The organism is Pseudomonas sp. TE12234 (assembly GCF_054061835.1).
Genome location: NZ_JBSSEP010000003.1, coordinates 13,972 through 27,809 on the forward strand (window position 1 = coordinate 13,972; position 13,838 = coordinate 27,809).

13 protein-coding genes are annotated in these 13,838 nt (G+C 60.8%); 10 read left to right on the plus strand and 3 right to left on the minus strand.

Annotated elements, in window-relative coordinates; all coding sequences use genetic code 11:
- Positions 1 to 206 precede the first annotated feature (206 nt).
- From ACVWYU_RS06530 to selO, 3 genes are read left to right on the plus strand one after another with little or no spacing between them, the layout of a single operon-like run.
- A complete protein-coding gene (locus tag ACVWYU_RS06530; protein WP_457372271.1) occupies positions 207 to 1,949 on the plus strand; it encodes a potassium/proton antiporter in 1,743 nt (580 codons plus the stop codon).
- 35 nt (positions 1,950 to 1,984) lie between these two features.
- Complete coding sequence (mscK, locus tag ACVWYU_RS06535) at positions 1,985 to 5,335, plus strand: mechanosensitive channel MscK (RefSeq protein ID WP_247257868.1); 3,351 nt, start codon at positions 1,985 to 1,987, stop codon at positions 5,333 to 5,335.
- A gap of 48 nt (positions 5,336 to 5,383) precedes the next feature.
- Positions 5,384 to 6,847 carry a protein adenylyltransferase SelO gene (gene selO, locus ACVWYU_RS06540; protein WP_457372272.1) on the plus strand — a complete coding sequence of 488 codons (1,464 nt, stop codon included), beginning with the start codon at positions 5,384 to 5,386 and terminating at the stop codon, positions 6,845 to 6,847.
- A 6-nt stretch (positions 6,848 to 6,853) separates the two neighbouring features.
- On the opposite strand, the gene ACVWYU_RS06545 is transcribed toward selO, so the two are convergent.
- Both ACVWYU_RS06545 and ACVWYU_RS06550 read right to left on the minus strand, forming a co-directional pair.
- Positions 6,854 to 7,255: a helix-turn-helix domain-containing protein gene (locus ACVWYU_RS06545; protein WP_247257866.1), complete on the minus strand. Its 402-nt coding sequence runs from the start codon at positions 7,253 to 7,255 to the stop codon at positions 6,854 to 6,856.
- A complete protein-coding gene (locus tag ACVWYU_RS06550; protein ID WP_390958312.1) occupies positions 7,252 to 7,548 on the minus strand; it encodes a type II toxin-antitoxin system HigB family toxin in 297 nt (98 codons plus the stop codon). Before ACVWYU_RS06550 ends, ACVWYU_RS06545 begins: the two co-directional genes overlap by 4 nt.
- Before the next feature lie 196 nt (positions 7,549 to 7,744).
- Here ACVWYU_RS06550 and trxC point away from each other — a divergent pair, with 196 nt between their 5' ends.
- Positions 7,745 to 8,179, plus strand: a complete 435-nt coding sequence (gene trxC, locus ACVWYU_RS06555) for a thioredoxin TrxC (RefSeq protein ID WP_090328324.1) — start codon at positions 7,745 to 7,747, stop codon at positions 8,177 to 8,179.
- A gap of 131 nt (positions 8,180 to 8,310) precedes the next feature.
- Here trxC and ACVWYU_RS06560 read toward each other — a convergent pair whose 3' ends face one another.
- On the minus strand, positions 8,311 to 9,081 hold the full coding sequence (locus ACVWYU_RS06560) for a ParA family protein (protein WP_090328322.1): 771 nt from the start codon (positions 9,079 to 9,081) through the stop codon (positions 8,311 to 8,313).
- Between the two features lie 354 nt (positions 9,082 to 9,435).
- On the opposite strand from ACVWYU_RS06560, the gene ACVWYU_RS06565 reads away from it, so the two are divergent.
- From ACVWYU_RS06565 to ACVWYU_RS06590, 6 genes are read left to right on the plus strand one after another with little or no spacing between them, the layout of a single operon-like run.
- Positions 9,436 to 10,161, plus strand: a complete 726-nt coding sequence (locus ACVWYU_RS06565) for a beta-ketoacyl synthase chain length factor (protein ID WP_390958308.1) — start codon at positions 9,436 to 9,438, stop codon at positions 10,159 to 10,161.
- A complete protein-coding gene (locus ACVWYU_RS06570; RefSeq protein WP_090328317.1) occupies positions 10,137 to 10,946 on the plus strand; it encodes a lysophospholipid acyltransferase family protein in 810 nt (269 codons plus the stop codon). Before ACVWYU_RS06565 ends, ACVWYU_RS06570 begins: the two co-directional genes overlap by 25 nt.
- Positions 10,927 to 11,202 carry a phosphopantetheine-binding protein gene (locus ACVWYU_RS06575; protein WP_457372273.1) on the plus strand — a complete coding sequence of 92 codons (276 nt, stop codon included), beginning with the start codon at positions 10,927 to 10,929 and terminating at the stop codon, positions 11,200 to 11,202. The genes ACVWYU_RS06570 and ACVWYU_RS06575 overlap by 20 nt, the downstream gene beginning before the upstream one ends.
- 9 nt (positions 11,203 to 11,211) lie before the next feature.
- A complete protein-coding gene (locus tag ACVWYU_RS06580; protein ID WP_390958306.1) occupies positions 11,212 to 11,466 on the plus strand; it encodes an acyl carrier protein in 255 nt (84 codons plus the stop codon).
- On the plus strand, positions 11,463 to 12,008 hold the full coding sequence (locus ACVWYU_RS06585; protein ID WP_247257862.1) for a COG4648 family protein: 546 nt from the start codon (positions 11,463 to 11,465) through the stop codon (positions 12,006 to 12,008). Before ACVWYU_RS06580 ends, ACVWYU_RS06585 begins: the two co-directional genes overlap by 4 nt.
- Positions 12,005 to 13,684: an AMP-binding protein gene (locus tag ACVWYU_RS06590; RefSeq protein ID WP_457372274.1), complete on the plus strand. Its 1,680-nt coding sequence runs from the start codon at positions 12,005 to 12,007 to the stop codon at positions 13,682 to 13,684. Before ACVWYU_RS06585 ends, ACVWYU_RS06590 begins: the two co-directional genes overlap by 4 nt.
- The last annotated feature ends 154 nt before the right edge of the window (positions 13,685 to 13,838 follow it).

The following is a 13,838-nucleotide window of genomic DNA, read 5'->3' on the forward strand; positions in this document are numbered from 1 at the left end:
GCTCGCTCGCGATGATGGTCAACGATTACGCGTTCTTCCAGACAGCCCGCGTAATCGTTGACATCCATCGCGAGCAAGCTTGCTCCTGCAGGGTTCTGCGTTTAAAAAGCTTTTTGACAGCATCACATTTCAACAGGTTAGAATCGCTGGCACGCAGACTGCATGGTCAGTTTGTGCCCGCCTCTCAGCTTTCCGGAGTACTGCCTTTGAATGCGACGACCATCAACAGCCTGTTCTTGATCGGCGCGTTGCTGGTAGGTGCGAGCATTCTGGTGAGCTCACTTTCGTCGCGCCTCGGCATCCCGATTCTGGTGATCATCCTGGCCGTCGGCATGACCGCCGGCGTCGATGGCGGCGGCATTATTTTCGACAATTACCCGACGGCCTATCTGGTCGGCAACCTCGCGTTGGCCGTGATCCTGCTCGACGGCGGGTTACGCACCCGAGTCTCGAGTTTCCGTGTGGCGTTGTGGCCCGCGTTATCGCTGGCGACCATCGGCGTGTTGATCACCACCGGGCTGACCGGGATGGCCGCCGCCTGGTTGTTCAACCTGAACCTGATCCAAGGCCTGTTGATCGGCGCCATCGTCGGCTCTACCGACGCCGCGGCGGTGTTTTCGCTGTTGGGCGGCAAAGGCCTGAACGAACGGGTGACGGCAAGCCTGGAAATAGAATCCGGCAGCAACGACCCGATGGCGGTGTTCCTCACCGTGACCCTGATCGACATGCTCGCCAGCGGCCAGACCGGCCTGCACTGGAGCCTGCTGACCCACCTGGTGCGCGAGTTCGGCATCGGCGGCTTCATTGGCCTGGCGGGCGGCTGGCTCATGCTGCAATTGGTCAACCGCATCAATCTGGCCACCGGTCTGTATCCGATCCTGGTCATCGCCGGCGGTCTGGTGGTGTTTGCCCTGACCAACGCCCTGCATGGCAGCGGGTTCCTGGCGGTGTACCTGTGCGGCCTGGTGATCGGCAACCGCCCGGTGCGCAGTCGCCACGGCATCCTGCACATGCTCGACGGCATGGCCTGGCTGGCACAGATCGGCATGTTCCTGGTACTGGGACTGCTGGTCACGCCCCATGACCTGCTGCCGATTGCACTGCCGGCACTGGGCCTGGCGCTGTGGATGATTCTGTTTGCCCGGCCGCTGTCGGTGGTGCTCGGCCTGCTGCCGTTCAAGGCGTTCCACGGCCGCGAAAAGGCGTTCATTTCCTGGGTCGGCTTGCGCGGCGCGGTGCCGATCATTCTGGCAGTGTTCCCGCTGATGGCCGGTCTGCCCAACGCCCAGCTCTACTTCAATCTGGCGTTCTTCATCGTGCTCGTTTCGCTGCTGGTGCAGGGCACCAGCCTGCCGTGGGTGGCGAAGCTGTTGAAAGTGACCGTACCGCCGGAGCCCGCGCCGATCTCCCGCTCGGCCCTGGAAGTGCACGTCACCAGCGAGTGGGAGCTGTTCATTTATCGCCTCGGTGCCGAGAAATGGTGCATCGGCTCGCCCCTTCGCGAACTGAAAATGCCCGAGGGCACCCGTATCGCGGCCCTGTTTCGTGGCCAGCAACTGCTCCATCCGTCGGGTAGTACGGTGCTCGAAGTCGATGATTTGCTCTGTGTCATCGGCCATGAACACAACCTTCCGGCCCTCGGAAAACTGTTCAGCCAGGCACCGCAACGCGGTCTCGATTTGCGCTTCTTCGGCGACTTCGTACTCGAAGGAGATGCCCAGTTGGCCGCGGTTGCCGCCCTGTACGGGTTGAAAGTCGACGGCATCGATCCGGACATGTCCCTGGGGCACTTCATCGCCCAGAAAGTCGGTGGCGCCCCCATCGTCGGCGACCAGGTGGAATGGAACAACACCATTTGGACCGTCGCCGTCATGGACGGGAACAAGATCGCCAAAGTGGGCGTCAGATTCCCCGAAGGAAGTCGCCCGGGTCCGGGCCTCTTCCTCTAAACTCCACTCTTCGTTTCGCTTTTTGATCGGTCTCTATGTCAAGCCTGCGCACCTTTTTTGTCATGGTCCTTCTGGGCCTGAGCCTCTCCGTCGGTACGTTACAAGCCGCCGAACCGCCGTCCCGCGAAGCCGTGCAAGCGAGCCTGGACAAAATCGCCGACCGCAAACTGCCGGAAGCCGATCAAAAGGCCCTGCAATCGGTCCTGCAAAACACGCTGACACAGCTCAACAACCGGCGTGATTACGAGCAGAAGCTCAGCGATCTCAAGCAGCAGCTGGCCACCGCGCCCAAACAGACCATCGAAAACCAGCGCGAGCTGGCGCGCCTCAAGGCCAGCAGCGTGGTACCGGTGGCGCAACGCTTTACCAAAGAGTCGATTCAGCAACTTGAGCAAATGCTGACCGATCGCTCGACCCAGCAAAGCGATCTGCAAAAAGCCCTGGGCGACGCCAATACCCTGATCATTACCGCCCAGACCCGCCCCGAGCGCGCCCAGGCGGAGATTTCAGCCAGCCAGACGCGCATTCAGCAGATCAACAACATCCTCAAGACCGGCAAGGACAGCGGCAAGACGTTGAGCGCCGAACAACGCGACCAGTTGAATGCCGAGCAGGCGGCACTGAACGCCCTGATCCCGCTGCGACGCCAGGAACTGGCCGGCAACACCCAACTGCAAGACCTGGGCAACAGCCAGCATGACCTGCTCTCGGAACGCTCCGACCGTCTCGACCAGGAAATTCAGGACCTGCAAAGCCTGATCAACCAGAAGCGCCTGGCCCAATCCCAGGAAACGGTGACGCAGCAATCCATCGAAGCGCAGAAGGCGGGGGGCAGCAGCCTGCTGGCCACCGAAAGCGCGGCCAACCTGAAGCTTTCCGACTACTTGCTCAAAAGCACTGACCGCCTCAATGAGGTCACCCAGCAGAACCTGCAGACCAAGCAACAACTGGACAGCCTGACCCAGAGCGATTCGGCCCTGGACGAGCAAATCAACGTGCTCAAGGGCAGCCTGCTGCTGTCGAAGATCCTCTACAAACAGAAACAGGCCCTGCCGCGCCTGAGGGTCGACCGCAATCTGGCCGACCAGATCGCCGACATCCGCCTGTATCAATTCGAAGTCAGCCAGCAACGGGAACTGCTCAGCAACCCGGCCACCTATGTCGACAACTTGCTGTCGACCCAAACGCCCGAGCAAGTCACCCCGCAACTGCGCAAAAGCCTGCTGGAACTGGCCACGACCCGCGCCGACCTGCTGGAACGCCTGAACCGCGAGCTGAGCGCGGTGCTCAATGAATCGATCACGCTGCAACTGAATCAGAAGCAACTGCTCAGCACCGCGCAAAGCCTGCGGGCGACGCTGGATGAGCAGATGTTCTGGATTCCCAGCAACAAACCGCTGGACCTCGAATGGATACGCAGCGTACCGGAGCGTCTGCAACGCCAGGTCGACAGCCTGCCGCTGGCCTCAAGCCTGAGCGAACTGACCGATGGACTGACCCAGCGGCCGCTGCTGTTCCTGCCACTGGCGCTGCTGATCGGTGCCCTGCTGTGGCGACGCAAAAATCTGTACGCCCGCCTGAACAAGGTTCACCAGGACATCGGCCACTTCAAGCGCGACAGCCAGTGGCACACGCCTCAGGCGATCCTGATCAATATCCTGCTGGCCATGCCGGTTTCGCTGGGCCTGGGCTTGTGCGGCCTGGCGCTGCAAATCGACGCCCGCGGGCAGAACGCCAATATGGGCGCGGCGCTGCTGCAAATGGCCGGGGCCTGGCTGGTGTTCTATACCGCCTATCGCATCCTCGCGCCGCGCGGTGTGGCGGAACTGCACTTCCGCTGGGAAAAGCCCCAGGTCGAGTTCCTGCGCGGCTGGATCCGTCGACTGGGCATGGTCGTCATGGCTCTGGTGACAGTCGTGGCCGTGGCCGAACTGCAACCGGCGGCGCTGGCCGATGACGTGCTCGGCATGCCGGTGGTGCTGATCTGCTACGCCCTGATGACCTTGCTGCTCAGCCGCCTGCTGATCGGCAGCCCGACCCATGAAAACGCCTCGCTGTTCCGCAAAGCGGTGGGGATTCTGTTCACGGCCCTGCCGGTCGCTCTGTTCGTCGCCGTGTGCTTCGGCTACTACTACACCGCGCTGAAACTCAGCGACCGCTTGATCAACACCTTGTACCTGCTGATGTTCTGGCTGGTGATCGAGGCCACCTTCGTACGCGGCCTCAGCGTGGCCGCCCGGCGTCTGGCCTACCAGCGCGCCCTGGCCAAACGTCAGGCCGCCAAAGAGGCCGGCGACGGCGAAGCGGTCATCGAAGAACCGACCATGGACATCGAGAAGGTCAACGAACAGTCCCTGCGCCTGATCCGCCTGGCACTGCTCGGCGGCTTCATCGCAGCGCTGTATTGGGTCTGGGCCGACCTGATCACCGTGTTCTCGTACCTGGACAACATCACCCTCTACGAATACACCAGCGGCACCGGCGCCAACATGAGCATGGTACCGATCAGCATCGGCGACATGCTCGGCGCGCTGATCATCATCGGCATCACCTTTGCCCTGGCGCGTAACTTGCCGGGCCTGCTGGAAGTGTTGGTGCTGTCGAAACTCAACCTGGCCCAGGGCAGCGCCTACGCCACCACCACGCTGCTGTCCTATGTGATCGCTGGCGTCGGTTTCGTCTCGACCCTGTCGACCCTTGGCGTGAGTTGGGACAAGTTGCAATGGCTGGTGGCGGCACTCTCGGTCGGCCTCGGTTTCGGTATGCAGGAGATCTTCGCCAACTTCATCTCCGGCATCATGATCCTGTTCGAGCGCCCGGTGCGGATCGGCGACACCATCACCATCGGCAACCTGTCGGGGACGGTGAGCAAAATCCGCATCCGCGCCACGACCATCACCGACTTCGACCGCAAGGACATCATTGTCCCGAACAAAACGTTCATTACCGGGCAATTGATCAACTGGTCGCTGACCGACACCATCACCCGGGTCACCCTCAAGCTTGGCGTCGATTACGGATCGGACCTGGACCTGGTCAAAGAACTGCTGTTGAAAGCGGCCCGCGATAACCCCCGCGTGCTGAAGGATCCGGAACCGCATGTGTACTTCCTGAACTTTGGTGAAAGTACCCTTGACCACGAATTGCGCATGCACGTGCGCGATCTCGGCGACCGCAACCCGGTGATCGATGAAGTCAACCGCTTCATCAACCGCGAGTTCAAGAAACAGCACATCAACATCTCGTTCCGGCAGATGGAGGTCTACCTCAAGAACCTCCACGGTCAGGAATACAAGTTGGTGCCGATCGAGCCGGAAACCAAAACCACCGCGTCGCCCGTTGATGGCAAACCGCAGCAAGAGCCGCCCGCCGCCAAACTCGACTAACCGGCCATTCCCCAGCAGAATGCTCGGACATTCTGCTGGAGACGGCCTTTGAAAGCCCTCGACGAACTGACTTTCGATAATCGCTTCGACCGCCTGGGCGACGCGTTTTCCGCCCATGTGTTGCCCGAGCCCATCGACAACCCGCGCCTGGTCGTGGCCAGCCCTGCCGCTATGGCGCTACTGGACCTCGACCCGGCCGTCGCCGAAACCCAAGAGTTCGCCGAGTTGTTCAGCGGCCACAAACTCTGGGCCGATGCCATTCCGAGGGCGATGGTCTACTCCGGTCATCAGTTCGGCTCCTACAACCCGCAACTGGGCGACGGTCGTGGATTATTGCTGGGCGAGGTGTACAACGAGGCCGGCGAACATTGGGACCTGCATCTCAAAGGCGCCGGCCAGACGCCCTTCTCGCGCATGGGCGACGGACGGGCCGTGCTGCGTTCGTCGATCCGTGAATTCCTCGCCTCCGAAGCCCTGTACGCCCTGAACATCCCGACCACCCGGGCGCTGTGCGTGATCGGCTCCGATACACCGGTCTGGCGCGAGAAACAGGAACGCGCAGCCATGGTCTTGCGCCTGGCACCGAGCCATGTACGCTTCGGGCACTTCGAATATTTCTACTACACCAAGCGTCCCGAGCAGCAGAAAGAACTGGGCGATCACATCCTCGCCATGCACTTTCCCGAGTGCCTGGAACAACCGGAACCCTATCTGGCCATGTTCCGCGAGATCGTCGAGCGCAACGCCGAACTGATCGCCAAGTGGCAGGCGTACGGCTTTTGCCACGGGGTGATGAACACCGACAACATGTCGATCCTGGGCATCACCTTCGACTTCGGCCCGTTCGCCTTCCTCGACGACTTCGACGCCAACTTCATCTGTAACCACTCCGATGACCAGGGCCGTTACTCCTTCAGCAACCAGGTGCCCATCGGTCAATGGAACCTCAGCGCCCTGGCGCAGGCCCTGACGCCGTTCATCAGCGTCGAGGCCCTGCGCGAAACACTGGGGCTGTACCTGCCGCTGTTCCAGACCCATTACCTCGACCTGATGCGTCGCCGCCTCGGCCTGACCACGGCCGAAGACGATGACCAGAAACTGCTGGAGCATCTGCTGCAACTGATGCAAAACAGCGGCGTGGATTACAGCCTGTTCTTCCGCCGCCTGGGTGAAGAATCACCGGAAGCGGCCGTCGCCCGTTTGCGCGATGACTTCGTCGACCTCAAGGGTTTCGATGCCTGGGGCGAGCGGTACATCGCCCGGGTAGCCCGGGAAGGCGAGCTGAATCAGGAACAACGCCGTGCCCGGATGCATGCGGTCAACCCGCTGTACGTCCTGCGTAACTACCTGGCGCAAAAGGCTATCGATGCCGCCGAACGTGGCGATTACTCGGAAGTCCGGCGCCTGCACGCGGTGCTGAGCAAGCCGTTCGAGGAGCAACCGGGGATGGAAAGCTACGCCGAACGGCCACCGGAATGGGGCAAGCATCTGGAGATCAGTTGCTCGTCGTGAGACGTGTCAGATAAAGACCTCCGCCGACACACCAAAGCGCTCGGCCAGCCAGCGGATCTGACGCACGTTGAGCTGGCGCTTGCCGCTCAGGATCTCGGAAACGACAGACTGAGCGCCGACGCCCGGCAGGTCGCTCTGGCTCAGGCCGTGCTCACGCATCAAGTAGCCAAGAACCTCGACCCCGCCAGGCTTCGGCATCGGGTGATGCTTATGATCCCACTCCTCAATCCAGTCACCGATGATATCCACCAGGCTCATCAGCGGGTGGGACTCATCATCGCCGGTCATCTCGAGCAACTCGTCCAGCGCCTGTGCCAGCATGTCATAGTCATCTTCGCTTTTCGGTTTCCGAAGAAGCGGTGAGACAAACTCCCAGTGCTCGGCAGCTCTTTTGATCAGGATACTCATGTTCCTATCTCCTTCCATTTGCCGCGATCATATTCACGGTGGTCCAGCACACACTTGATATAAAGCTTCTGCGATCGATATCTGACAAAAGCTATCAGCCGCAATTTGTTGCCACCGATATCGAAAACATGAAATTCACCCACCTTGTCGACCGCAGGAAATGTGGCTCTCATCGCCGCAAAGTCAGACGGATTGCTTCCTTTGGCCAATTGATACCAATGATCCAGCGCGCTGGCTGCCATTGGCCATTTGGCCTTGGCTTCGCGTACTCTTTTTTCGGTGAGAACATGCATGCAACATCCTTATCGCATTTTGCTATGGGAAGTTAATCTCAGATCGAAAATATCGCAAGTTGCGATATTCCTGAGCAGACCAGCGGTCCTCGCTCAGTGCGACTCAGCCTAGTTTCGTCGCCGGAGAGTATGAGATTGAAAAGGTGAGCAAACGTCTCCAACTAGGAATTATCGGCTTCTATACAGGACCACGCTCATGACCGACCCACTCCTCATCCCCTGCCCCCACTGCAACGGCCTCAACCGTATCCCGGCCGAACGCCTGAATGACCACCCCAAATGCGGTCGCTGCAAGTCCGAGGTTCTGCTGAATAAACCGTTTGAGCTGAAACAAGGCGACTACGCCAGCCAGATCAAGGGCGATTTACCGTTGCTTGTGGACGTGTGGGCGGACTGGTGCGGGCCGTGCAAGTCCTTTGCACCGGTGTTCGAGCAGGCGGCCGGGCAATTGGCGGGCAAGTGTCGACTGGCCAAGCTGGACAGTGAGGCGAACCAGCAACTGTCGGCGCAGTTGGGCATTCGCTCGATTCCGAGCCTGATCCTGTTCAAGAACGGCCGGGAAGTCGCCCGCCAGAGCGGGGCGTTCCCGTTGCCGCAGCTGATGAGTTGGTTGCGCAGTCAAGGAATCTGAAAGACCCCGAATACCCAATGTGGGAGCGAGCCTGCTCGCGATGGCGCTGGATCAGTCAACAAAGACGTTGAATGTGAAGCCCTCATCGCGAGCAGGCTCGCTCCCACAGGTTTTTTTGCAATCAGAAAGAATCAGGCGTTTTCCAGCAGGCTATGCAACTCAACGAACTGTTGCGTCAGCTTGTGCCGTGGATCGAGATGAATCAGCGGCGTATTGGCCTGATGGGATTCGCGCATGCGCACTGAGCTGGCCAGGTACACCGGCAATACCGGCAAGCCTTCGGCAATCAGTTCGTCGAGAATTTGCTGGGGCAGGCTGGCCCGGGCCTGGAACTGGTTGACCACGATGCCTTCGACTTCGAGACCCTCGTTGTGGTCTTCCTTCAACTCTTCTATTTCCGCCAGCAGGCCATAGAGCGCCTGACGCGAGAAACTGTCGCAATCGAAGGGGATCAACACACGATCAGCGGCAATCAGCGCAGAAACCGCATAAAAATTCAGCGCCGGCGGCGTGTCGAGGTAAATTCGGTCGTAATCCTCATCGAGCTCTTCGAGCAACTTACGCAGCTTGTTGATCTTGTGCTTGGCCTCAAGCTTTGGCTGCAGGTCTGCCAGTTCGGCCGTGGCGGTGATGACATGGAGGTTATCGAACGGGGTTTCGTAGATATCGACCTGATTCTTTTTCGCGAACGGCCCGGAAGACAGGGTTTGCTTGAAGAAGTCGGCAATACCCATCGGGATGTCGTTGCCGGTGAGTCCCGTCAGGTACTGAGTGGAGTTGGCCTGGGCATCGAGATCCACCAACAGGGTACGGTAACCCTCGCTGGCACTGACCGCCGCCAGATTGCAGGCAATGCTGGATTTGCCCACACCACCTTTCTGATTGAACACCACGCGCCGCATGTCTAAACCTCCGTGTATCAAAGAATGACCGAGTGTAGTGGTCCTCGGCAGTGCTTCGCTACCTCGCAGAGACAGGGACCGCCCGGTCAGCCGATATCTCTCGCTGAAAAAGCCGCAAAAGGCCCATGGCGCGAAGACAGAACCGACAGACGGCCCCTCGACAATGTGAATCATTGTCAAACATGAGATTTTTCATGCACTGCCGATCCCTTATCATTGAGCAAAATGTAACCAGTATTTGCTACGCGTTGGTCGCACCGGGATAATGCTCGCCACTCGGCGCCAGGCGCCACGCAAGTGAGTCGTGGCTTTCAGCCAGTCACTGCGTCAAGCAAGCCCGCAAGGGCGGGATGAATGTCTGTGATCAATTTCAACATCGCCCAGTGGCGCGCGTGGGCCCCGGGGCTCGAAAGCGTGGACGATTGGCAGGTCTGGAGCCAACAGCCGGTTGTGTTGCCGGTCAGCGATGCGGCCCCCGACGTGTCATTTCTGCCAGCCATGCAGCGCCGTCGACTCAGCCGACTGGCACGCATGGCGTTCAGCGTCGGCTGGCCATTGGCCGAAGGTCGCCAGGACCTGCCATTGGTCTTTATTTCCCGTCATGGCGAAACCCCTCGCACCCTCGACATTCTCAGCGACCTGGCCACCGACCAGCCGCTGTCGCCGACCCATTTCAGCCTTTCCGTGCACAACGCGATCATCGGCCTGTGGTCGATCATGCGCGGCGAAACCAGCGAAATGACGGCCCTGGCTGCGGCAGGCGATGGCCTGGAGCATGGCATGCTGGAGGCTGCGGCACTGCTGAAGGAAGGCGCGTCCGCGGTATTGGTGATCATCACCGAAGAGCAACCGCCCCAGGCCTACTCGACCTGGATCGACGATGTGCCCTTCCCCTATGCCGTCGGCCTGCTGGTCACCCCCGGAAATGACTGGCAGCTGTCCCTGAACAGCCCCGCGGTTGCGTTGTCCAACGCTCGCTGGCCCCATGCGCTGAATCTATTGCCTACGCTGCTGGGCCAGCAAACCACCTGCCAACATGCCTGGAAAAATCGTGTATGGACCTGGCAACGCAACCTGTGACCGAGAAAAACCGCGACGCCTACTACTGGCGCCTGCTGGCCACCGCCGCAAGCTTTACCCTGTTCGGGGTGGGCGGCATGTGCCTGCGCCTGGTGATTTTCCCGCTGCTGGGCTGCCTGCCGGGCGATGCCCAGACCCACCGCTTGCGCGCGCGGCAAACCGTCAGTCGTTGCTTCTGGTTCTTCGTCCGGTTCATGACCCGTGTCGGGGTGCTGACCTACGACATTCAAGGCGCGGAAAAACTCGGCCGTCCGGGGCAAATGATCATTGCCAATCACCCGTCGCTGATCGACGTGGTGTTCCTGATCGGCCTGGTGCGCCACAGCAACTGCGTGGTCAAGCAAAGCCTGTGGGAAAACCCGTTCACCCGTGGCCCGTTGCGCCGCACCGACTACATCAGCAACGACGGCAGCATGGAGATGCTCGATGCCGCCGCCGACGCACTGAAAAACGGCCAGACCCTGATCATCTTTCCCGAAGGCACCCGCACCCAACCGGGCCAGGCGCCGGCCTTTCATCGGGGGGCTGCGGCAATAGCGCTGCGGGGTGCGAAAATCCTCACCCCGGTCGTTATCAAGGTCAGCCCGACCACATTGACCAAGGCCGAGCCCTGGTATCGGATCCCCAAACGGCGCGTGCACTTCAGTTTCCGTGTCGGGGCCGATATAGACCCACAGGCCTTCGCCGCGCAGGGCCCGCCTCCACAGGCCTCGCGCAAGCTCAACGACTATTTGCATTCTTACTTCATTAAGGAGCTCGCCGAAGATGAGCGATCTGCACACTAAGAACCTGGTGCTGGAAATAAAGGACCTGATCATCGAAGCCCTCGGCCTCGAGGACATGAGCGCCCAGGACATCGGCGACGACCTGACGCTGTTTGGCGAAGGCCTGGGCCTGGACTCGGTAGACGCCCTGGAACTCGGCCTGGCGATCCAGAAAAAATACGGCATCAAAATCGACGCCGATGACAAGGACACTCGTAATCACTTCAGCAACGTGGCGAGCCTTGCGGCGTTCGTCACTGCAAAACAGGCAGCTTGAGACCGGACCATGCAAACTCGTGACGACATTTTCAACACCCTGCGCGATGCCTTGGTTGAGCTGTTCGAACTGGACCCCCAGCGTGTGAGCCTCGAATCCAACCTGTACCAGGACCTGGAAATCGACAGCATCGACGCGGTCGACCTGATCGATCACATCAAACGTGAGACCGGCAAGAAAATCGCCGCCGAAGAATTCAAATCGGTGCGCACCGTCAGCGACGTGGTCGAGGCGGTCTACCGTCTGGTTCAACCGGCCGCATGAGCCGATTGATTGGCCTCGGCCTGCTGCTGGCGGGCCTGCTGTACCCCTTTGCGGTGTATTTCGGCATGGAGCACTTCGCCCCGTGGCAGTTCGGATTGCTGCTGGGCGGCCTTTGGCTGGCCCGCGCACTGACCGGACGGCAACGACCCGGCAGCCAGTGGATGGCCACGGTGGCGATCGTGTTCTGCCTGTTGCTGGCGTTGTTCGACAGCCCGGAGCTGTTGCGCTGGTATCCGGTGCTGATCAGCGGTTTCATGCTGGCGCTGTTCGGGCTCAGCCTGATATACGGCCCGCCCATGGTCGAACGCATTGCCCGTCTGCGTGAACCGCACCTGCCGGCCAAAGGCGTTCGTTACACCCGCCAGGTGACCATCGCCTGGAGCGTTTTCTTTCTCTGCAACGGTTTGTGTGCTGCCGCCCTGACACTGTGGGCGCCGCTGAGCTGGTGGATGTTATACACCGGCCTGATTTCCTACGGATTGATAGGCCTGATGTTTGCCATTGAATGGCTAATACGACAACGGGTACGAGGCCGCCCATGAATTGGATAAAACTTGAGCACCTGTTGCTCAAGGCTGAAGCGGATCGTGCCGTAACGGCCGAACCACCGCTGAATCACGCACAACTGTGCACACAGGCCCTGACCCTGGCCGCCGGCCTGCAAGCCAAGGGTGTGCGGCGCATTGCCGTGCACCTTGAAGACGCCGCCGACCTGGCAGTCGCCCTGCTCGGTGCCTGGCGTGCCGGCGTCAGTGTCTTGTTGCCGACCGATCTGCAAGCCCAGACCCGCCAGCGCTGGTCGAGCGAAGTCGACCTGTGGCTGACCGATCAGCCCGATGACGCGCACCTGACCGACTTCAACGTGCTCCCCCTCAGCGCCGCGGCACTGGACCTGGATTGTTGCTCGCTGAGCCTGTGCACTTCCGGCTCCAGCGGCGAACCCAAGCGCATCGACAAAACCCTGCGCCAACTGGTCAACGAAGTTGAAGCACTGGAGCAACTGTGGGGCGCCGACCTGGGCCCGGCCTGCATCATCGGCAGCGTGGCGACTCAACACATTTACGGCCTGCTGTTTCGGGTGCTGTGGCCACTGTGCGCCGGGCGCTCGTTCGTGCGCAAGCAACTGGCCTTTCCGGAAGACCTGCAACGCGCCAGCCGCGAGCACCCGGCCTTTGCCTGGGTCGCCAGCCCGGCGCTGCTCAAACGCATGGGCGACAACCTCGACTGGCCGGCCTTGAGCGCGGTGCGCCGGGTATTTTCCTCTGGCGGCGCACTGCCGGCAGACGCCGCACAAAGCCTGCACCAACGCTTGCATCAATGGCCGACGGAAATCTTCGGCAGTTCGGAAACCGGCGGTATTGCCTGGCGTCAGGGCCACGATCTCTGGCAGCCCTTCGCCGACGTAAAACTGAGCCAGGACAACGACGGCGCGCTGCTGATCACCTCGCCTTACTTGCCGGCCGGCCATGTCGAACACACCGCCGACGCTGCGCGCATCGCGGCGGATGGCCGTTTCGAACTGCTCGGACGACTGGACCGGATCGTCAAACTGGAAGAAAAGCGCATCTCGCTGCCGATGCTGGAAAAGGCCTTGATGGAGCATGAGTGGGTCGTCGAAGCGCGACTCGGCGTGGTTCAGGAAAACCGCGCCTCCCTGGGCGCGCTGCTGGTCCTGAGCGAATCAGGGTTGCACGCCCTGCGCAATCAAGGCCGACGTACCCTCACCCAGGCATTGCGCCAGCACCTGAGCCAGCATTGCGAAGCCCTGGCCCTGCCACGGCGCTGGCGCCTGCTGCGACAACTGCCGCTGAACAGCCAGGGCAAACTGCCCCAGGCCGATGTCGAAGCCCTGCTATTGGCACCGCGCCCCAAAGCACCGCAGGTGCTGGAGCAAGTCGAAGCCCAGGGCGAGTGGAGCCTGCAACTGGCCGTGCCGCCCGACCTCGCTTACTTCAGCGGGCATTTCCCCCGGGCGCCGGTATTGCCCGGGGTGGTGCAAGTGGAGTGGGCGCTCAAGCTCGGCCAGCAATTGATGAACCTGCCGGAAAAATTCGCCGGCATGGAAGTGCTCAAGTTTCAGCAACTGGTACGCCCCGGCGATGAAGTCCAGTTGCACCTGCGTTTCGATCCGGTGCGCAGCAAGTTGTACTTCGCCTACCGCAATGAAACCGCCACCTGCTCCAGCGGGCGGATTTTGCTGGAGGCTGCGCATGCATAACCCTTGGCAAGAGAGCTTCATGGAGTGCTTTTTGTGGCGAGGGAGCTTGCTCCCGCTCGAGGGCGAAGCGCTCGCCATTGATCTTTTTGGGTCTGCTTCGCAGCCCAGCGGGAGCAAGCTCCCTCGCCACAAGGGTCTTGCAGAGGTTTCGGAG